Origin of the sequence: Streptomyces sp. DT190, from assembly GCF_049846985.1 — a bacterium.
Classification (GTDB): domain Bacteria; phylum Actinomycetota; class Actinomycetes; order Streptomycetales; family Streptomycetaceae; genus Streptomyces.
Genome location: NZ_JBNCNM010000001.1, coordinates 451,744 through 473,023 on the forward strand (window position 1 = coordinate 451,744; position 21,280 = coordinate 473,023).

Consider the following 21,280-nt stretch of genomic DNA (forward strand, 5'->3'; position numbering starts at 1 on the left):
GGTCGCCGAGTTGGCGGCACCGCCGCCGGATGGGAAGCAGACCTGACATACCGGTGCGGAAGCGGAGGCAGCGCCGATGTACCAAGAAGGTGTAGCAGGAGAAGAAGGCCCAGAACTCGCAGCAGGGATCGCGCCCACTGCCGGGGTCGGTGACGCTGGACCGACGAAGAGCCAGCGGTGAGCGGTCGCGTGTGGTTCTGACCGTCGTCACCGTCGTTACACGAGGCGCGGGTCATACTGGGGGCATGCTCGTTCCCAGCGGTCGGCTTTCGCCGCTCCAACAACATCTGTTGCAGGAACTGGATCTAGGTGACCTGCCGGCTCCCGAACGGGCACCGGAACCCTACCTCGCCCGCAACCTCGACACGGACGAGGTCCGTGACGCTCTGCCCACCCTCGAGTGGGCCGGACTGGTGGAGCGACGGGGCGGCGACGGAGGCAGCCTCGCGCTCACCCCGCTCGGCGCGGCGACCCTGCGCGAGGCGGAGTGTGACGAGCTGGCGGCCCGCCTGAGGGCGGTGGCGTCCTTCGCTGACACCGTGTCCCGAGGTGCGCCGCCGCGCGTCGCCGGGCATGCCCTGAAACGGCTCGCCCAAGGCACGTGGACCCTGGAGCAGGCGGAGTCCTACGTCCGTACTGGTCTCGTGGGTGACACCCGCCCGTCATGACTCGTCCGCCTGGCCGAAGTCCAGGACGACGCGGCGGCGGGCACGAGTTGCCCCAGGCTGCGGAGGGAGAACTCCCGCCGACGTGAGGTCGGCGACCGTGATGACCGGCGAACTCACGATCTTCGAGGTGAGCGCGTGTTGCGCGGGTGCGAGGTCGACCAGCCGCCGCAGGACGGACAACAGCTCGATCAGCTCCTCCGTCCAGTCGCTCGGCCAGGCCGTGACGTGGATGTCGTCGAGCGGGCTGGTCTTCCGGCTGGTGGGGGAGGCCTTCCGGTAGCCGAACCACTTCTTGATGACGTGCATGCCGCCGACTTCGTAGTTCCAGACTTCGGGCGGGACTCCGGTGAAGGTGCCCGGTCCCACGTGCAGGGTGCTGGTCTCCTTGTCGTAGGTGAGCGTGTCGGGAACGGCTGAGCCGATCGGGGCCGTGTACCGCACCTGCCGTGGGTCGCCTGACGGAAATCCGACACCGTCCTGGCCGGACGCCAGCGCATCAGGTGGGGCGCCGACATCGCCGTAAGTCGCGGTCCACAGGAACTCGCGGCCGACCCGAACTGCCTCATTCCACAGTTCCGGGTCGCGTGTGAGAGGTAACCGGACACCGGGAGTGAGGAGTTCCTCGGCGAACTGCTCGGTGAAGGCGCTGTGTCCGGCGACAGCAACGGCGTAGGCGGCGAGGTCGTGCACCAGGACTTCGTCGAGGCCGAGCACAGAGGCCAGATACCGGAGAAGGCCGGTGGGCACATTGGCACTGCCGTCGGGGTGGAGAACGGGGTGCACCCTTCCACCCCGGCCGTTGAAGTGATGGGTGTCCGGTAACAGCGCGGTCGCCACCAGCGCGGGACCGCTGCTTATCTCGTGGCTGCTTTGTTGGTTTAGGAATACCTGCCCTGGTTGCAAGGAATCCCACAAGTCGGGCCGCGGAAAGTCGAGCACCCGGCTGTCGGCGATGAGCCACTGGCGGTCGAAACTGCGTAGGGCGATTCGCAGGAGCCGTGGCTGTGTGCCTTTCTCGCGCTCCATGGCGCGGGCGGGGTGCGGAAAGCCCGGTAAACCTGTGGGCCTCGTGCTGAGCCGACGGTCCCGTGTCTCCTTGAACAGGACGGACTTGGCCTCAGGGTCGTCTTCCGCGCTGACACGCGCCCAGCGGCTGACGAGGACTGACGGCGATGGCGAACTCACCCAGGACCGGTTGGCCTTGCTGCCTGGACTGCCCCACGGAAAGAGCACCTCCAGCGGTGGGTAGTCCTCCCAGCCTGACAAGGCAGCCGGAGTGAACGGCCGGACCCCCTGAGAGTGAGCATTCCGCCAACCTCCGTCATCGAGATGCACAATCCGAAGCTCCTCGAATTTCTCCGCCCTCCTGCCATGCAGCGCCCGGTAATGGATGCGCGCCGGCCTGTCGGAGTCGTGATCCGCCCGCCGTACGAAGACGCAGATCGACAGCGGCTGCGCGACATGCGGGAACACTCGGGTCGCCACGTCCGACCGCTGCCCCTCAGGAGACAGGTTGATGATCCAGCCCTCGTCACACGTCCTGCGCAGATAGTCGCGCATGCCCCGCCCGGCCGGACCGGTCGCGAACGCGGACGGCGTGATGAAGCAGACGACGCCATGCCGGTCGTCCGGGTGAGCGTCGAAGACCTTCCACGTGGCCCAGCGCCAGAAGTAGACGTACATGTTCTTCAGGGCGTGCTCATAGCGGCCGTTGCCCGGATGCCGGAAGTCGTCCAGAGGCGGACGGCCCTGGCCCTTCACCCGCTTCTCGATCCACCCGCCCCGGTTCTCGGCCTTGTCGTCGTACGGCGGGTTAGAAATCACCACGGTGACGGGCACGTTGGCCTTGACGTGGTTGGCGCGGGCGCGGGACACCGACAGGGCCGCGTACGTCGAGGCCAGCTGCTCTTCCTGGACGTACGGGTCGTCGAGCGTGTCCGTGACGTGGAGGTTGAGGCCGCCCGGCGGGAGTTGAGCCCCGTGCTTCTTCAGCAGGTCGGCCGTGCGTAACTCGGCGACGGCGAACGGGCCCATCTGTAGCTCGAAGCCGTACAGGCGCTCGGCGAGCCGGCCGATCGCGTCCGGTGCCATCGCGTCGCCGTGCCGCTCGGCCGCCTGCCGCGCCACCCGCTCGATGATGGTGTGCAGGTAGGTGCCCGTGCCCATCGCGGGATCGACGATGTGCACGCTCTCGTCGCCGTAGCCGCGTGCCTTGCCCAGGCGGGTGCGCAGCACCTCTTCGGCGAGGCGGACCATCTCCTCCACCACCTGGTGGGGGGTGTAGTACGAACCGCTGCGCTGGCGGAGGCTGTCGTCGTACACGGACAGGAACGACTCGTAGAGGTGGAGGTAGGCGTCCCGGTTGCCCTGGCGGATGACGTCCCACTCGACGGCCGCGACGGTACGGGCGAGGAGGTTCAAGGTCACCTCGAACCGCTCGTTTACGTTGTCGGTGAGCAGTTGGAGGGCTTTGCCCATCAGGGCGTGGCCGGCGTTGAGGCGGCGGCCGATCTCGTGGAAGCTCGTGCCGGTGAGCGGGATGTCCTCGGTGTGGGCGAGGAGCAACGCGAAGGTGACCGTCTGGGCGTAGCCGTCAGCGAAGGTGGCGTCGTCCGCGGTGGGGAACAGGAGCCGTCGCCAGTCGCTTCTGAGCCCGGTGAAGGGGCGGTCGGCCGTGGGGTCGGTCGCGTCCAGCCCGGTCTCGGCCCGCAGTTGTTCCCGTACGGCCTCCCGGAGCAGGCGGCAGAGCGGTGCGATGTGCTGGACGAGTACCGAGACGCGCCGAATCTTCGGCGGTTCCCAGCAGAGCACGGCCTGGGCCAAGGCGTCGAAGGCGGCGATGTTGCCCGCTGTCAGCTTCTCCCCGGCGCTCTTCAGGGCGCCTGACAGTACGACCTCTTCACCGATCTGCGCGCCGTACTGGAAGACACGCCAGTGGGTGCCGTTGGTGTAGAGCAGGTTGGGGAGGTCACGCAGCCGCTCCCACTGCCTCTTGTCGTGGCCCGTGAAGGAGTCCGGGTCGATGCTCTTCCCGGGGCGCTTCACCTCGATGTAGCCGGTCACGTCCGCATTGACGCGTACGGCGTAGTCGGGGCGTACACCGAGGTGAGGGATGCGCGTTTCCGGGTGCCAGCTGACCTCGGCCATTGCGTGGTGCTCGGCTATCGTGCGGAACAGCTGCTCCAGAGGGCCGCGGATCGCTGCCTCGCGGTCACCTGGGCCCGTCAGGTTCCGCTTGCATTCGGCGCCGAAAGCGGAGACCGCCTCCTGGAGCCACTGAAGACGTGCGTCAGCCATCGCTCATTCCCCCCCCGATCCCCCGGAGCCTGGACGAAAGACGAGGCCAGGCCCTCATCGCGCAGTATGAGGCAGGACATGTCAAAGGGGGAGGCGCGTGCAGGAGTGCATCCCAGGCAGCTGCGCGCCCCCAGTGCCACCGTGGAGGAGTTGCCTGCCCTTGACGTGGGAAAGGCACTCAGACCCTTGTGAACTCAGCGCACGGGCAACATACTTGCGATTGTTGACGTCAGACGGCTCACTCGTGGCCGGAGGCGTTGAGGGGGGCACATGACTTACGCGGACGGCAGGCTGGTGCAGACCGCGGTGATCGGTAACAGAGGGTCCGACCGCGCAATCATCCTGCCGATGGATGCCGACGAACTCGCCCGGTGGCGCCGTCGGCACCCCGACTACAGCTACTGGTGCGGCACGCTCCTCGGCGGCTGTGGCAACGAACTCTCCGACCGCCTCTACCGGGACAAGGTCTGCCACTTTGCTCACCACCCCCACACCTCCTGTCACCGCACGGCGACGGGCGCGAGCAGCGCGGACCACCTCTTCGTCAAGGGTGACCTGACCGCTTGGGCCGGTCGGCAGCGGCTGGCGGCCCGCACCTCACTGCGTCACCTGGGAACCGGCCCCGGGGACGCCGTCGACTTCCGGACTCGTGCGGTCCGCCAGCACGTGCGTTTCCAGTTCCGCAAGCTGGCCCATGCGGAATGGGCGGTGGGCCAGCAGCGACTGAGTCGGGATTCGGCCACCCTCGACTGGGTCTTCGGACCTGGGGCGGCTCACCCGGAGACGATGGAGGAGTTGTATGACGAGCACGGCTACCTCTTCCGGTTCCGTTGTGAGACGCAGGGGGCGGCGCGCCGTGTCCGCCTTCGTGTGGAGGACCCACGGCGCAGCACCGAGTGGGTGCCGCTGGGTGCGTGCGTGATGACGCCGGAGGGCCTGCGACTACCGGGCATGGCGCCTCGGCGCCGCACCCGGTCAGCCCGGTCGGAGCCGCGGGTCTCCACCCCAGGCGTCGTGTGGGGGCCCAGTTCGCGGGAAGAGCAAGTCGTCGCCGTTCGAGCAGCGCTCATGACTGCGGCGAGGCTCCGCACACGCCCGACGTGGACATCCCTGTCCAGAGCTGTTGGGCAGGATCTGTCGGCGATCTCCGACGCGGAGCGGGTACAACTCCTGTCGGAAGTGGACGAGGCTGCGGGAAGAGGCAGCAGTCCACTGCTTTCGGCCCTGCTGCGCACCGACGACGGCGGTACGCCGGTCTACTTGGGACGCGTCATCGCGTCAGTCGGATGTGGAACACCCGCGACAGCTGCCGTTCTGAAGCATTGGTGCCAGCGCGAGGTGGATCGTGCCTTCGCGCTCTACGGGAACTCGCCCCGCACGCCTCCGGCCCGGCTGGAGATCAATCGGGACGGTCACTTCGCTCCGGACAGTGCTCCGGCTCAGCAGCCCCGCGTCATTGTGCACAGCAGAGGCGGACTTTCCCAGGTGTCGGCACGCCAGGCCCGTGAACTGCACCGCTCGGAGGAGCTTCGTCGAGACCTGGTGATGGCCAGGAACGACAAAGCGGTCAGACTGGTGGCTGCCCTGCTGAAAGAGGGGGAGGAAGTCATTCCCCGGCTGTCTCGGGCCCAAAGCGCCAAGCTACGTGCCGAGATGATCGATGCGCGGAACTGGCTCCGGAGTCGCCTGGAAAAGAAGGGGGCGAAGCGAAGCCGGAAGGCGAAGGCCGAGCAATCAGCGAAGGCCTCGACTCGCGGCCGGGTCAGGAGTGGGAAGAAGCGGCAGAAGAGCCCGATGAACGGCGCCCGGCCTCTTCCCGGCCATGGCCAGTAGGCGATCGAGCCGAAGCGTGGGCGTGCGAAGGCTCGCTGTACTTGGGTCGCGCCCAGTGATGGTCGGGTGGAGTTGGAAGCGATGCAGGCCAGTCCTGGTGAGTGGTCTCGCGGGCAGGCCAACCAGGGGCCGCCCATGGTGACGCCGTGACAGCAGCGCAGGGCGACCGAAGAGCCCCGTACCTCCGCTGTCAGCGTCGTAACCTATCGTTCCCACCATGGCACTCACGGACATCACCGCTTCCAACGTCGCCCAGGCGATCGAAGAGTTCGACAGACTGGGGCGCGACGCCTTTCTCGAACAACACGCCTTCGGACGTGCCCGCCGCTATTTCCTGCAGCACAACGGCAAGTTCTACGATTCGAAGGCGATCTTGGGCGTTGCCCACGGCTACGCGGCCGGACACGAGGTGCTGGACTCCAGTGAATTCTCCGGGGGAGAAGGCCATGCCGTCTCGCTGCTTCGACAACTGGGCTTCACCGTGATCGACCGTCCCGCGAATGGATTTTGAGACGCCAGTACATTCCGGCTTGAGGTCAACGAACACCTCCCGGTGTGCCGTCCTTTTCGATGCCGGCGGCGTTCGAACCGATCGCGCTAGCTCTCCAGACGGACCGGCATCAGCATTGAGAACGTCAGCTCGTCGTCGACCCGGCGGATCGCGAGCGGTGCCGTGGGAGCGCCCAGTTCCAGGATCAGCTCATCCCTGGCGCCTGCGGCGAGCGCGTGCAGCAGGAACTCGCGGTTCACCGCCACGTTGTCCTGGTCGTCGTCACCGTCATCGCACACGATCACCGTCCCGTTCTCCGTCACCCGGAGCACGCTGAGGTCGCGCGGCTCGTCGTGCTCACGCGTTTCGCTCGCGCGCACGGGGCCGGTCCGCAACGCCTCGGCGAAGGCCGACGCATCGATGCGGGCCCGGCGACCGGCCGGCAGGTGGACGAGACGACGGTAGTCGGGGAAGTCGCTGCCCAGGCTCTGGCCCCCTGCCTGCCGGTCTGCGGTCTCCAGCCTCACACGTTCACCGTCCACCAAGACCTGGACGGATCCGTCGCCGGTCAGCAGCGCCCGCATCGCGTCGGCGAGCGGAAGCGGCACAACGACCTGTGCCCGAGGGCCGCCGTGCCCGAGCATGGGTGCCTGTGCGACGGCCATCCGGTATCGGTCGGTGGCCACGAGGTGAAGGCTCTCGCCCTCGATGTCGAACAGGATCCCGCCGAGCATCGGCAGCTCCGGATCGGTACTGGCCGCGAATCGGACCGAGTCCAGGGCGGCAGCCAGTTCCGATGAGGGGACGGACAGCTGAACGGTGGCGGTGCTGAAAGAGGTCATGGTGTTCTCCCGGTGGTCGATCAGTGTTCGGAGCGTGGAGAACTCGCTGCGGGCCTCGACCAGGCCCCGTTCGAGTCGGCGGAGGTGCGCCTGAAGGAGCCCGCGCACCAGGTCCGGGTCCGCGTTGGACCAGCCGGCCAGTACCAGACGGATGTCCGCCAGGGGCATGCCGGCCCGGCGTAGACAGGCCAGCAGCCGGGCCTCTTCCAGCTGCCCGGGCTCGTACCAGCGGTAGCCGCTGACCGGGTCCACCCAAGCGGGGACCAGCACGCCGGCGTTGTCGTAGAACCGGAGCGCACTGACGCTCAATCCGCTGTCCCGGGCCATTTCCCCGATGCTGCGCATCTCGCTCTCCACACCTGGAACTCTGAGCCCTCGACAAGGTTGAGGGTCAACCCGGGGCTGCGCCCGAAGTCCCGCCTCGGGCAGGGCAGGCCGTCTGTGTGGTGGCCGTACCCTGCATTCACCTGTGCGGCCACCAGAGCCTGGCATGCGTTGCCGGCGGCCATGTCCGCCCAGAACTCGACCCGCTGTTGGTCCCGCTTCAGGTAGTCCGTCCAGACGTACATCGTCGAAGGCGCCACACGTCGAGCGCCGGGCGCGGCACCGCCGCCTAAGCTGGCCGATCAGATTCCGGAGAAGCCAGGGGCCCAGGTGAGTCGCAGGCCGACAATGCCCGCAAGTGCCGCCCAGCGGGCATCAGAAGGGGGCTTCTCCAGCACAAGGATCGGGCGTATGAGGGTGCTGGGGAACGCGGTCCGTAGCTGGTGGGTGTAGTCGAGGATCTGTCCGATGCCCAAGCGGATCTGTTGGTCTTCCCGTGCCCCGGTCAGGCTCTTGATCTCGGCGACGAACACCTCATCACCGCGTGACCAACCGGCGTCGAACTCCGGAGCGCCCGGAGCGTACGTACATGCTTCGATGTCTTGGCGCGACAGGTGGGCGATAAGCGCGCCCATTGTCGCCTCGTGCGCGGTCGTCGCCTTGTCGAGACGGGTGAGGTCCAGCGTGAGATCACCGGACAGTCGTCGGCCCGTCTGTCTCACTTGGAGGGGGGCGGCCGAATGCGGCCCTCGGTTGTGGCAGCTGCGACGGGGCGAACGCGTCCGGCGCCCGCCCTTCTCAACTCCAGGCACGGCGCGGGACGCCCCTTGAGCAGCTTCGAGAAGCCGTTTGCGTCCACGACGCAGACGTGCCGTCCCCGGCTGCGCTCGGCCTCGACGTCCACGAGCGTACTGCTGTAGGCGCGACGGTCGTCGGTCACGACCTTGCTGGCCAGATCGCCGTAGACAACCAGGGTGACCTTCCGTGAGAAGTCCGTCTTGGGGATCGCTCCGTGTTGTCCTGATCTCTTGGCACAGTCTGTTCTGACCGTCCACGCGCCGTCGACGAGAACGTGGCCTGTGAAGCAGATCCTCTGGCCATTGAGCCCGCGAACTGTTCCTGGGCAGGGTCGGTCTGGCAAAGCTGCCCCCTCCCTCAGTCGTCGTTCGGCGGCAGCCAGCCGATGTGCCGCAGCACGGGCACGATCCGGAAGCAGCCGAAGGCGACCACCGGTGTCTCGTCATCCGCGGCGGGAAAGAACAAGGCGTGCTGAAGGGACTTCTCGTTCTGTGGGTCGTCCATGTCCACCGGAGGCAGATCGGGGCGGTCGAACGCGCTTTCCAGTCTGACCTCCTCTCGGGCGGTCAGCTCTCTGAGATGACGCAGTCCCACTTGGTCCGCCAGGTCTGCTGTCGTCAGCGACTTCTTGATCCGTGGCCTGTCATGCGTGTCGACGTACGTGGGGAACACCATGACGCGTAGTTCCCCATGCTTCGCGCCGGTGGAGATTCCCGAGCGCAGCCTGTTGTGCAGGTTGGAGAGGGCGGCGGGCATTTCCGGGACGACCGTGGGCTTGTAGAGCACCAGGTCCCGCTCGCCGTTCACCCAATGGTTGTCGTGCACCGTCAGCGTGGGTTGCCCGGGGAGCCGTAACTCCCACTCGATAGCGCTCGCTCGGGTCATCACGCCGGAACAAGTCGTGCCTGTCTTGTCTCTGCGTGTTCCGTCGTTGCCAATTAGTACCAGGTCGGTCAAAAGCTGCACGAGTCGTCTCCCCCTTTTTTTGACATGTCCAACCGCATTCAGTCCCGCCGCGCCAGATCCAGCGCCGCCACCCCCACGAACCAGTCCAGCACCTCGCAGATCGCCTCACCGTGCTCCGCGAAGACACTCACCGGGAAAGACGGACGCAGTTCCAGCTTGGCCTCGGGCAGGTCGATGCCGTCGATCTTGTTGAGGCGGTTCAGCAACTCCCGGCGCTGTTCCGTGTCGTCGAAAGGGGTGCGGGACTTCAGGTACTGGAAGACCACCTCGACCGTGCCGCTCACGGGATAGATTCCGATAGGCCAGAGCAGGTGCGGGCTACGGCTCGTCCCGGCGTCCAGCATCGGGAAGCAACTGGTCTCCTCGTACCGGCCGTAGTTGACGTAACCGCCCTGCCGGCGCCAGAAGTCGAGGGCCGCCCTGACACCGGGATACGCGTCCGGCCAATGCTCCTGCAATTGCGCCCGGAAGCGCTCGGCCGCCGCCGAGTCCTCTCCCTCGGGGAGCGGATCGTGCGAGACCTGTTGAGCGACGTCCTTGCCCAGCAAGGTGGCCAGTTCCGCGGCGGTCAGACGTTGCGAGCGGTGTGCCCGACCCCACGAGTCGAAGCGCACTCCTTCGCTGGTAAGAAGCTCCTGCGGCGGCTGCCGGTCTTCGCCGTCCGCCCAGCGGAAGGATGGTGAGATCTTGCCCTCCGCGGTGAGGACACGGTAGGCACCGATCACCGTCGGGTTGGCACCCAGGTAGGCGCCAACAGCCACAGGGTGGCTGCCGATCAGCTCGGCGACGTCGCCGTAGGTCGTCCATGTGCCGCTCGGCATCGCCACCAGCGCGGCCCGCAGCTCGGCCCAGCCCGGAGACTCCTCACCGGCCGGCTTGACCCCGCCGATCGGACCGGGCCACAGCTCCACCGCGCGCTCGGCCAGACGGTCCGCCCGCGCCAGGATCTCCGCCTTGCCCCAGCGCTGCGCCGAGGCGATCTCCAGGTTCATGCGCAGGGCGCTGGAGTCGAGGATCTGCTGCTTGCGTTCGAAGGGGTGATTGGACAGCTTGGCGTTGTCGCCGGTCAGCGTCAGGTTGCCGAGTGTGTGCACCAGCAGGTCGTACAGTTCCTGCGGAGTCTGGTTCGGCTCGGTCTCCTCGGCGAGCAGGTCGAACCACGCCGGAGCGGGGCGCTGCGGGAGTACGTGCTCCACACTGAGAGAGGCCTTGGCGAAGTCCACGGGCTCGGAGGCACGGTAACTCTCCTCCAAGCGGCGCAGGATGTAGCTGCGCTGAGGAGGACGCCCGCTCCAGTAGAACGGCTTGGTGCGGATCGCCTCGCGCAGTTCCTCGTCGCTCGGCCAGCGACGGCGCCGGCCGGACAGGAACCGCCGTACCGCCTCGGCGGCCGGTCGATCGGTCTCCAACTCCTTCGGTGCCTCCATGAAGATCCGGTTGAGGCCGGTCGTCGGCGTCTGGCAGATCAGGCGTCGTACCAAGTAGGACTCGACGTAGCCCAGCGCTTGCGCCACGTCGTCGGACGTCGTCCTGCCCGCCGCGACAAGGTCCAACAGGTGCAGGGCAAGCGGGTAGTGCGTCTGGCCACCCCAGGAAGCAAGGCGCTCCAAGACCGCGCGGAGGGCGGGGGACTGCTCGCGTGCGGGGTCGACAATGCGGAGAAACCTCCCGGCCCGCTCAGCCAGCTGCTCGATCTCGTGCTGCAGAGCGTCCTCGTCACCGGCCAGCGGCTGGAGCCGTTTCTGCTGCTCGCGGTAGATCTCGCTCTGCTTGGTCTTGTAGTGGCCGCGCACCACCAGGTCGAGCCAGACCAGCAGTTCGAGGTTCTTCGGGCCGAGGCTCTGCTGCATGGGCAGCCACAGTTCCTGGTAGATCCGCTCGCCTCGCCTGGGCAGCAGCATGAACACGTAGTTGCGCAACAGGTCGCTTTGACTGAGCCCGACACCCGTGTTGTTGATCGACTCGAAGATCCGGTAGACGTTGTCACCGGACTCGGCGGTGATCTCCACGATGGACAGCAGATCCTTGAGGACCGTCTCGACTGTGGCGGCCCACCGCTCGTCGCCCGTCTCGTGGCCCTCGGCCAGCGCACCGCGGAAGAATCGGTAGGCAGCCCCGATGTTGTCGCCGCCGCCGGCGTCGGCCCGGGACTGGACACAGGCGGTGTACGCCTCACGGTCCGCTTGCGTTGGCAGCAACCGGTAGTGGTCCGCACCTTCGTGGAACTCGTTGACCAATATCTGGCGGTGCACCCGGTCGACCCCGCGCGCGTCACCGGACTCCTTCAGATGGTCGCGCAGCGCCGCGAAAGCCAGCATCAGCGTGGTCAGCCGCTGCTGCCCGTCCACCACCAGCCACCGCTGTACCCCGCCCGCCTGGATCTGGCCAGGTGCGAGCACCACCGAGCCGAGGAAATGCGGAGCGGCCGTCTCACCGGCCAGATGCTGCTCGACGAGTTCCCCGACGTCTTCCCAGAGCCGCTGGAGCTGCTCCCTGCCCCAGCTGTACGTGCGCTGGTAGAGCGGCACCTGGAACTGCTTGTCTCCTTGGACGAGCTTGAGGAAGGTGATTTCCTGGGCGCGCATGCGCCTCCTTTCCTACGGCCATCCCTGCCGGGGTGCACAGGCCCGGCCCGTTCATGTGTGGTGTTTTCGGGCCAAGGGGCGGCTGTCCGTTGAATCTATGCCTGTTCAGGCCTTGTTGTCCGCCGATGTCAGGACTGACCGACTGGAGATGCGCGGCATCGTCTCGTTGGGGGAGCGCCGCAGCAACTTGATGCTGCGGCCCTCCACCCACGCGTTCCATGCCTTGAGGTAGTAGAGCAGATGCTCGCGCGAGTCGTCGCGGCGCCGATGTGCGTTGCCCAGGGCCAGGTTGAGCATGGTGTTGCGCAACGTGAGACGCGGGTCGCCCGGCTCCAGGCGTGCGCCGGTGACGACCCCCTCCTCCCAGGCAGACTGGTCGATGTCGGGCCGGGCCTCGGTGGTGACGTACCAGCCGATCGTCGCCGCTGTGACCGTGATGCGGCACCCGCGGTTCAACGCGATGCCGTGCTGCAGGGCGTCCCGAATGCCGGGGTGTTTGCCGAGCAGATCCAGGAGCTGGTCGTTGCTCGTGACCGACGATCCCCCGCTCCACGAGGAGTTGGGAACGTTGCGGTAGAGGTGCAGTCCCCGCAGGGCGGCCGCCAGATGGGTCGCGTTGGTCTCGCCCGCGAGGGCGAGCGTGTCGCGGCCGGTGCGCTTTCGGCCTGTGTCCATCACGGTGAACGCCGTGCGCGGCACACCGTGCGTGACGGTCAGTTGTACGGTGACGCCCGCCTTGACGATGGCCGCCAGGCGGTGCTGTCCGTCGATGAGAACGCCGTCCTCGTCGAAGGCGATGCCTTGATGAGTCAACTGCCATTCACCGCGCTGGATCTGTCCGGCCAACTGCTGCACCGTGCTCTTGCTGAGCGGCCGGTTGCTGGTGTTGCGGGTGAGCCACTCCGTCGCCAACTGGGGCGAGACGTCGACCACTTGCATGTGCATGCGCGATTACCTTCCTCCAGGAACGGCGCCTCGGTTACTGCATGGGTGACGCCATGAGGATCCTGCCGTGTGGTTGTGAACTTAGTCAATGGTTTTCCATCGATGGGTTTGGGCTTGACGGTAATACCTGAGGCCTCGTCGAGACGCTGCCTGATCACTCATCAGGGGTGTTGTGTGCCTGTTGGGCCCCGGAGTGGGGGTGAGTGTCGGAGCTTGCTGATAGGCTCGCCGCGTGTGCTCAGTTCACACTCAAGTCAGCGCGTCGGGGGGCGCCTTGTGGCCGACTTGGGGTGGCCGGGCGATGTCACTGAACGGGGCACAAGATGGCCCCTCAGCACCAGTGGGGTGGGGCGTGTGAGTCAGGATGAGAACAGGCTGAGCGGCGGTTGGCGGCCGGTGGGTTCCGTTTACCAATACGACGACGGCCTGTACGTACGGGTGGACGATGTCATGCCGTACGAACTGGCCGACGCCGACGACAGCCATGGTTACCGGCCGGGCGACGACCTGGTGCGCTGCACCCTGCATCTGAGCAACGGCACCGGGCGGCCCGTCGACATGGACGGGATCACGTTGCTGGTGCGCGGCGGGCCGTTCGGCAAGACGGGCCGTCAAGTGCGGGACTATCGAAGTGACGTGCTCGACGACGAGTTGGAGGGCACCTTGCGCACGGGACGCAGGGCCTCCGCGACGTGGGCCTACAGCATTCCGGCCGGCACCGCCGGTGATCTGGACATCGAGGTCCGTTTCCGGGGCGCGCACGACCGGGAGAGCGTCACCTTCACCACCGCGGCGACCACCGTGCCGGCCTACCTTGGCACCGGAGCAGTGTCCTTGTTCGTGGACGAGGGCTCGGCGGCCCAGCCCGTGGGTGACCTGGGCTGTCTGGTCGAGGGAGCCGGGCAGCACCACACCGGCCGTGCCACGCTCGACGCCGTCCCTGCCCAGTCGGCCGTTCCCCGGCGCCAGGCCACGCAGTCACACGCTCCGCAGCTGTCCGCCGACGAGCTCGACGCCACACGCGTGCGGCAGATCTTCCGGTTCCTCGCCGAGGCGGAAGAGTCGAAGACGCGCCCCGTGCGCACGCTCGACGGAGCGGCCGGTACCGTGTGGTTCGACGAACTGCCGGACGACGACGGCGTCGACGTGGTGATCGACGGTGTACTCGGCACCGACGAACCGGCCTGGCTGACCGTCGCCCGCCCCGAACGCGAGGACGCGCCACACCTCAAAGCCGTGCTCGCCCCCTGGGTCGACGAGAGCCGCATCCGCGACTTCAAGCAGACCCACGCCCCGCACCTGAGGCGGCGCATCGATCCCGAGTTTCCCGACTGGTCGCAGGGCATCCCGCTCGACAAGACCTACCACGAGCTGGACGATCACCCTCAGCGGCAGAAGATCGAGAAGCTGTACTCCGCGTGGGAACAGGAATGGCTTGCCTGGGCGGAGCGGCGCCGCGCGATAGACCCCCTCGTCAGGCTGTACGACCGGTTGCACAAGATGCACGAGGACGCCGCCAACCTCGGTGAGGCCTACGAACTCGTGCTTGGCCTGGGACGACTGACCTGGCAGACGCCCTCGGGGCAGCGGGTCGAACGGCACCTCGTCACCCACCGGGCCACTCTCCGGCTCGACCCGTCCACCGGCACGCTCACCGCCGCCCCGGACCCGACCGGTGCTGGCCTTGAACTCGAAGAGGGCATGCTCGAAGGAGCCCAGCACGTGCCGGGCCCCGTGCGGGAGAAGATCGTCGAGGTGCTGGAAGGTGCCTCGGACGTGACGGATCCCGCACACCTCGACGCCGTGCACACTGCCCTGCGCAGCTGGGTCAACGCCGCACACAGCGCCGGAAACTACGCACCGACCGTGGAGCGCGCCAAGCCGCGCAGCCTCGACATCCCGCAGGTGGGACTCACCCCCGCACTCGTCCTGCGTGAGCGCAGCCGCCGCTCAACCATGGACGCGCTCAAGGCCATCGCCCGGCAAATCGACGCGGGCACCCCACCCACCGAACTGCTCGGCTACATCGCCGGCCGGGGCGGTGCGCTCACCGCGGCTGATCTAGCGGCGGCGGAGGACGACGGCACGGCCAACGAGAGCGACGAGATGTACTTCGCGCTGCCCGCGAACGAGGAACAGCGCACGATCGCCGAACGTCTGCGCGCCAACCGGCTCGTCGTCGTCCAGGGCCCTCCCGGCACCGGCAAGACGCACACCATCGCCAACCTGGTCACAGACCTGCTCGCCCAGGGTAAGCGGGTCCTCATCACCAGCCAGACACCACGCGCCCTGCGCGTGCTGCGGGACAAGCTGCCGGAGTCCATCCGCGACTTGTGTGTGAGCCGAACCGAGGACGGCGCCGCGGCCCAGCGGGAGCTGGAGGCGTCCGTGCACAGGATCCTCAGCGAGTACGCAGGTTACGACGAGAAGGCCTCCAGGAAGGCGATCAAGGCCCTACAGGCACGCCTCGCCAAGGCCCGCGCTGCCCAGCAGGCCACGCTGCGCGACCTCGCGGTGCTGCGCGAGCAGGAGACCCACCGCTTCGAGGCGGAGATCGGCGACTACAGCGGCAGCCTCCAGGAGAACGCCGAGCGCCTCACCGCGGAGGCGGAACGACACGACTGGCTCGGCCCGGTCCCACAGGAGCAGCCCACCCTGGATGCAGGCGAGGCTCTACGGCTGCTGCACACCACCCGTGCGTACACCCCACATCACCAGGCCTTGGCCGCCGAAGTGCCTGGACCCTCCGCACTGCCGGGCCCCGGTGACTTCGAGGAGGCCGTGCGGGTCGTACGGTCGGCCGAGGAGGCGCACGCCGCCGCGCACCAGGATCCCCTGTGCGCTGAGTACGACACGGCCGTCAGGAGCCTGAGCGAGACTGAACAGCAGCGGCTCTCCTCCACCCTCGACGCTTTCTCCGCCGCACGCGCCCGTGCCGCCTCCCTCACCGCGCCGGCGGGCGACTGGGCAACAGCGCTCCTGAATCAGGTGACCGAGGGTCAAGACTGGCAGGCACGCAGCCGCCGGGCCGCTGTCACCGAGGCCCTGGCAGCCGTCGACGCCTCGCTCGCCACGCTGGGTACGGCCATGGTCAGCGGCCTGGAGCAGTACGACCCGGCCACAGCGCTCGCCCAGGCCACCGTCCTGCTCGACGGACTCGGTCAGGGGCAGAAGCTGCGCGGGCCCCTCGGCATGCGCTCCAAGCTGGCGAAAACGGTCGGCGCCTTCGCGGATGCCGTACGGGTCGACGGACGGACCCCGGAGGACGTCGCGACGGCGGCCGTCATCCTCGCCCGCGTTCAGCTGGAACTGCGTCTGGCGCAGGTGGAGTCCGAGTGGGGCACACCCATCGCCGCCTGGCAGGGGCACGGGCCGCGCCTCGCACGGCTGCGTCAGGACGCGGAGGTGCTCGACGCGCTGCTCGCCGTCGCCGCCGCGCGCACTGAGGTGCTGACCGCCGCGGCCACCTCGCCGGCACTCGCCGTCGCCACCTGGCATGACGCGTCCGTCGAGACCGCCGTACGCACTCTGCTGCGCGCGGCGACCACGCTGCGCGCGGCCGAACAGTCCCGCAAGGTCATCGCGGACACAGAGGACCTGCTGCGGGCCTGGAGCGACCGGCCCGGTGTCGCACCCGCGGTCGTCCGCGCTGGCGAGGCCGTGCGCGGCCGGGATCCCGACGGCTACCGCTCGTTCAGTGACGAGATGGCCGAGGTGCGTGAGGCCGCCCGGCTGCGGGCCGAACAGGACGCGGCGCTCACCCGTGTCCGCGAGACCTTCCCGGCCCTCGCCGAGCGCATCACCGGCACACATGAGGACACCGCCTGGGACACCAGACTGCCCGCGCTCGCCGAGGCCTGGGCCTGGTCCGCGTGGCGCGAACGCATGGAACGGCTGACCGACCCCGAGGCCGAGCGCACCCTGCGCAGGAGGCTGACCGAGGCCGACGACGAAGCCCGCATCATGCTCGCGCGACTCGCCGCCGCCCGTGCCTGGCACCGCTGCCTCGGCCTGCTCACCGGCGACCAGTCCCGGGCGCTCAGCGCCTACCAACAGGCCGCCCGGCGCATCAAGGGCAAGTACCAGCACCGCTACCGGCGCGACGCACAGGCCGCCCTGCGCAAGGCGCAGACGGCGGTGCCGGCCTGGATCATGCCGCTGCACCAGGTCGCCGAGACGGTGCCGATGGACCGGCCCGGCATGTTCGACGTCGTCATCGTCGACGAGGCCAGCCAGTCGGGCCTGGAGGCCATGCTGCTGAGCTGGCTCGCCGACCGGATGGTCGTCGTAGGTGACAGCAAGCAGGTCAGCCCGTCCAACGTCGGACTCAAGCAGGACGAGTACTTCCACCTCAGAGATCGTCTGCTCACCGCGCTGGAGCCGGACGTCCGCAGCCTGTTCGGTCCGGAGTCCAGCTTCTTCGACCTCACCGAAGCGCTGTCGGCGGGCCGCGGCACGCTCATGCTCAAGGAGCACTTCCGGTGCATGCCGGAGATCATCTCCTTCTCCAACGACCTCTGCTACGACCGTGATCTGCTGCCCCTGCGGCAGTACGGTGCCGACCGGCTGCCCCCGGTCCGCACAGTGTACGTCGAGCACGGCGAAGCCATCGGCGCCAACTCCCGGCTGACCAACGCCGTCGAGGCCGAGGCCCTCGTCGACGCGATCGTGCGCTGTTGTGCCGACCCCGCCTACGACGGGAAGACCATGGGCGTCATCAGCCTCCGCGCCAGCAAGGGGCATCTGACGGAGCTGGAGAACCTGCTCGCCGAGCGTCTCGACTACGAGCAGCGAGAGGAGCGGCGCATCCGGGTCGGCGATGCCGAGGACTTCCAGGGCGACGAGCGGCACGTCATGTTCGTCTCGTCCGTCAACTCGCCGTCCACCGCCGCCGGATCCGTCCCGGGCGGCTTCAACGGCAAGACTTACGAACAGCGGATCAACGTGGCTGCATCACGCGCTCAGGATCAGGTATGGGTGTTCCACAGTGCGCGCGTCGAGCAGTTCCATGAGAACGACCTGCGACGGCGGTGGCTCGACCACCTCACCCGGCCCGCGGAGGACGTAACCACCGCGGTCGAGGGTGGGGTCCTGCCCGACGTCAGGCACGAAGCGTTCGACAGTCTGTTCCAGCAAAAGGTGTATTTGGAACTGACGGTGCGGGGCTATCGGGTCCGTCCGGGATACAAGGTGGGCCGCTACACCATTGACCTGGTCGTCGAGGGCGGGACGCGCCGCCTCGCGGTCGCCTGCGACGGCGACGCCTTCGCCGAGGGCGAGGACGCCTCCACCGCCGCGGCCAGACAGCGTGACCTGGAACGCGTCGACTGGACGTTCGTCCGGATCCGGGGCAGCCGCTTCCACCTCGACCGTGAGCAGGCGCTGGCGCCGCTCTGGGCCGAGCTGGAACGCCTGGGCATCGAGCCGGTGCGGGCCGAGGTCGAGGACGCGGGCACCGCAGGCGACACCGAGCGCACCGGTACGGAGCCGGCCGCCGAAGGCGTGGCGACCGAGCGGCGGAGCGAAGAGGGCGCGGAAGCGGGCGGGGCGGAAACGGTGACCGCGACCGCCGCCGTCCCCGTCGGGGTGACCGCGCCGAGACCCGCCGATCCGCGTGAGTCGCTGCGTGGTCCTGCCACGAACGCGCCGCCCGCTGCAGGGAACCAGCGCACGGTCCCCTCGGGCGCAAGCGGGGGACGCACCGACGACCAGAGCCGGGCCGCCTCCCGGCCCTCCGCCCGCCCCGCCCGGTCGGCCCAGCCCGAGGTGGCGCCGACCGCGGAAGTGTGGAGTTCCATGCCGGTCCGGGAGATCCCTGCCGCGGCTTTCCAGCGGCTGGTCCGTGAGGTACAGCAACTGCAGGTGGTCCTCGACGCTCCCGACGAGATCCCCGACGTGGCCGATGCGGCACAGGTCGTGTTCCTCAGAAAGAGCCAGGCCGACCAGCGTGACCGGCGCACGAAGCGCCTCGCCTTCCTGCGGACGTTCCTCGACGCCGTCGGTGTCGGGCGGGAACCGGTCGTCCCGGACGTCGTGATCCCGGGCTCCCTGCTGGTCCTGGAGTTCGACGGCGAGACCGACGAGGACACCCTGTACACCGTCGCCGAACTGCCCGCCGAGGAGGCGGACATCGTCTCGCCGTCGTCTCCCCTCGGGCATGCGTTGATGTGGCAGCCCGCCGGACGCGAGATCTCGTACGACGCGTCCCAGAGCAAGAAGCGCACGGTCGTCGTCCGGGGGATCCGGGTCTGAGCACGGCAGCCTGCCCTGTCGCCCGTACCGTACGGGCGACAGGGCAGGCCGCCGTGTGTCTCAGCCGGCGACCGGGTCCAGCAGGCGGCTGCGCTCTCCGCTCCAGGAGATCGCCAGCGCGTCACGGGCTCGCGTGCAGGCCACGAAAAGCAGACAGTGCTCGGCCAGCAGATCCGAACGGTGCTGTACGGCGTCCTCGTCGGCGGGCGTCACCTGCGGAGCGAAGGGAAGGACGTTCGACGTCACGCCCACGACGGCCACGCAGCGGAACTCCAGTCCCTTCATCGCGTGCATCGTCGCCACGCGCACGCCCGACACCTCCGGCCCAGGGTCGTCCTTGACCGCGACGGCTGGGACGCCCTCCCGGCGCAGGCGGGCTATGACGGCGTCGACCAGCGTGTTGAACCGGGCGCACACCGCCACGTCGGAGGGCTTGACCCCGTCCTGGTCCACCCAGATCCGGATCTGTTCCACCAGTGCGCGCAGCTCGTCGTCCTGGCTGGCGTGGCCCCGGGCCACCGGAACCCGGCCGTGCAGCTCGGACCGGTAGCCGCGCAGCGAGTCGCGGCCGCCCTCATCGTCGTCGTCCTCACCGAGCCGACCCACTGGCTGACCGTCCAGAAGCGATGCCGACCAGCGCAGGATCTCCTCCGTACTGCGGTAGTTGACGCGTAGCCGGGTCGTGCGCCCCCGCACGTTGATGCCCAGCGAGCGAAGCGAGACCCGGGAGTCGTAGATGCGCTGGTGGGGGTCGCCGACGAGGAACATGTCGTCGGCCTGTTCGGCGACGCAGGCGCGCAGCACCCGCCACTGGGCCGGGTGCAGGTCCTGCGCCTCGTCCACCACGACGTGACGGTAGCGCGGCCCCTGCTCGGACAGGATCCGGGCGGCCTGGTCGCACAGCATCGTGTATGTCGCCGAATCACGGGAGGCGAGGTCTCCCGTGAACCGTTCCATGACCCGCCACAGCCGTGCCCGCTGCACCCTTCCCACCTGCGTGCCACGTCCCCTGCGCACACACCGTAGGTACTCCTCGGGCGTCCGCAACCCCTGCGCGAGGACGACGTTGCGGAACTCCTGGGAGAGGAAGCGCTCCGACCAGGGCAGGTCCTCGCGCGCGGCGGCACGGGTCCAGGCGCTCTTCTCGGAAGCCGCCGACAACGGCTTCGGTGAGCTGCCCCGCGCCTCCCGTATGACCCGGGCGGCCAGCGAGTCCACCGTCGTGACATCGACCCGGTCGAGCAGGTGGGCGTCGGCGTCGCCGATCAGGAGGGCCAGACTGTCCCGCAGGGCGGCCGCCATGGCGTTGGTGAAGGTGGTGAGCAGGATCCGGTCGCCCTCGCGCCCTGTGCGCAGCAGATGCCGCACCCTGTGCAGCGCGACGACGGTCTTGCCGGTACCGGGACCACCCGTCACCTGGGCGGGTCCGTTAAAGCCGGGATGGTAGGCGTACCGGCGCTGCGCGGGGTGCAGGAAGACGCGCCAGCGGGTGAAGTCCTCGGTGAGGATCCGCTCCAGCTCACCGGGACCGGTGACTTCCACCATGTGGTTGGGCGTGTTGAGGATCGCCTCACTGAGGGTGACGGCCGGCCGGTCCTCGGCCGTGCGTACCGTCTGCCCGCGTGGAGCGATCAACTGTTCCCAAACGTCCTCGGGTGAGTAGTCGGCCGCCAGGTACTCCAGCACCTCGTACTGGTCGGCCGGCATCATGGGCGGCGCCATGACCGTCAGGTCCTCGGCCGTGACGCACACGCGCGCCAGCCGCAGGACCTGCTCGTCGATGCCCAGGTCGCGCAGCACGGTGTCGGAGTGCCGGGCGAAGAGACGGGCCGGGGTCTCGACCGCCTTCGTCTCGAAGTAGGTCTCCATCTGTTCGAGGGCCTCGACGTTGCGGACCTCCAGGCCGCCGGTGGCGCCATTGACCGAGTAGGCGCGCTTGCAGGCCCAGCTGATCGCCTCGTCGTGCGGAGCGACCCGCAGCAGCGTGTACAGCTCGCTCCCGTCGTCCGGTGCGAGGAGAACCCCCCGGTAGAACCTGGTGATCCGGATGGTGCGGATGCGGGGGTCGCGCGCCCTTTCGAGCTTCTCCAGATGCAGTCCCTTGCTGGCGTGCAGCTGAGGCACGGTCAGGCTTCGGAACATCTGGATGGCGTCGTTGACCTCTTTCTGGACCGGTCTCTGCAGAGAAATCAGGTCCGCGACGAAGTCGTCGGAGAGGGCGAGACGGGGCATGGGCGTCCTCGGGTCGGGGGCGACGGCGGGCGAGACCAGACTAGATAC

Annotated in this window: 11 protein-coding genes; 4 read left to right on the top strand and 7 right to left on the bottom strand. The window is 68.4% G+C overall.

Annotated features, from left to right (window positions below; translation table 11 throughout):
* Nucleotides 1–245: 245 nt before the first annotated feature.
* Nucleotides 246–668 (top strand): hypothetical protein, encoded by a 423-nt coding sequence (locus ACPXCS_RS01930; protein ID WP_425946146.1) that lies wholly within the window; start codon nucleotides 246–248, stop codon nucleotides 666–668.
* On the opposite strand, the gene ACPXCS_RS01935 is transcribed toward ACPXCS_RS01930, so the two are convergent.
* On the bottom strand, nucleotides 663–3,965 hold the full coding sequence (locus ACPXCS_RS01935) for a type ISP restriction/modification enzyme (protein ID WP_425946147.1): 3,303 nt from the start codon (nucleotides 3,963–3,965) through the stop codon (nucleotides 663–665). The genes ACPXCS_RS01930 and ACPXCS_RS01935 overlap by 6 nt on opposite strands.
* 270 nt (nucleotides 3,966–4,235) lie before the next feature.
* Here ACPXCS_RS01935 and ACPXCS_RS01940 point away from each other — a divergent pair, with 270 nt between their 5' ends.
* Nucleotides 4,236–5,798, top strand: a complete 1,563-nt coding sequence (locus tag ACPXCS_RS01940) for a competence protein CoiA family protein (RefSeq protein ID WP_425946148.1) — start codon at nucleotides 4,236–4,238, stop codon at nucleotides 5,796–5,798.
* Nucleotides 5,799–6,015: 217 nt separating this feature from the next.
* Entirely contained in the window at nucleotides 6,016–6,309 is a 294-nt protein-coding gene (locus tag ACPXCS_RS01945) for a hypothetical protein (protein ID WP_425946149.1), read from the top strand.
* A gap of 86 nt (nucleotides 6,310–6,395) precedes the next feature.
* Here ACPXCS_RS01945 and ACPXCS_RS01950 read toward each other — a convergent pair whose 3' ends face one another.
* The 5 genes from ACPXCS_RS01950 to ACPXCS_RS01970 form a co-directional block, all read right to left on the bottom strand.
* Nucleotides 6,396–7,487 (bottom strand): MerR family transcriptional regulator, encoded by a 1,092-nt coding sequence (locus tag ACPXCS_RS01950; RefSeq protein ID WP_425946150.1) that lies wholly within the window; start codon nucleotides 7,485–7,487, stop codon nucleotides 6,396–6,398.
* Nucleotides 7,488–7,756: 269 nt separating this feature from the next.
* On the bottom strand, nucleotides 7,757–8,176 hold the full coding sequence (locus tag ACPXCS_RS01955; protein WP_425946151.1) for a hypothetical protein: 420 nt from the start codon (nucleotides 8,174–8,176) through the stop codon (nucleotides 7,757–7,759).
* Between the two features lie 433 nt (nucleotides 8,177–8,609).
* Entirely contained in the window at nucleotides 8,610–9,218 is a 609-nt protein-coding gene (locus ACPXCS_RS01960) for a hypothetical protein (RefSeq protein WP_425946152.1), read from the bottom strand.
* A gap of 38 nt (nucleotides 9,219–9,256) precedes the next feature.
* Entirely contained in the window at nucleotides 9,257–11,803 is a 2,547-nt protein-coding gene (locus tag ACPXCS_RS01965; protein WP_425946153.1) for a GmrSD restriction endonuclease domain-containing protein, read from the bottom strand.
* Between the two features lie 105 nt (nucleotides 11,804–11,908).
* Nucleotides 11,909–12,748, bottom strand: a complete 840-nt coding sequence (locus tag ACPXCS_RS01970; RefSeq protein ID WP_425946154.1) for a hypothetical protein — start codon at nucleotides 12,746–12,748, stop codon at nucleotides 11,909–11,911.
* 396 nt (nucleotides 12,749–13,144) lie between these two features.
* Between ACPXCS_RS01970 and ACPXCS_RS01975 the strand changes: the two genes are divergently transcribed.
* On the top strand, nucleotides 13,145–19,000 hold the full coding sequence (locus tag ACPXCS_RS01975; protein ID WP_425946155.1) for an AAA domain-containing protein: 5,856 nt from the start codon (nucleotides 13,145–13,147) through the stop codon (nucleotides 18,998–19,000).
* Between the two features lie 60 nt (nucleotides 19,001–19,060).
* Here the strand turns inward: ACPXCS_RS01975 and ACPXCS_RS01980 are convergent, their stop codons facing one another.
* Nucleotides 19,061–21,232 carry a UvrD-helicase domain-containing protein gene (locus ACPXCS_RS01980; protein WP_425946156.1) on the bottom strand — a complete coding sequence of 724 codons (2,172 nt, stop codon included), beginning with the start codon at nucleotides 21,230–21,232 and terminating at the stop codon, nucleotides 19,061–19,063.
* Nucleotides 21,233–21,280: the final 48 nt, after the last annotated feature.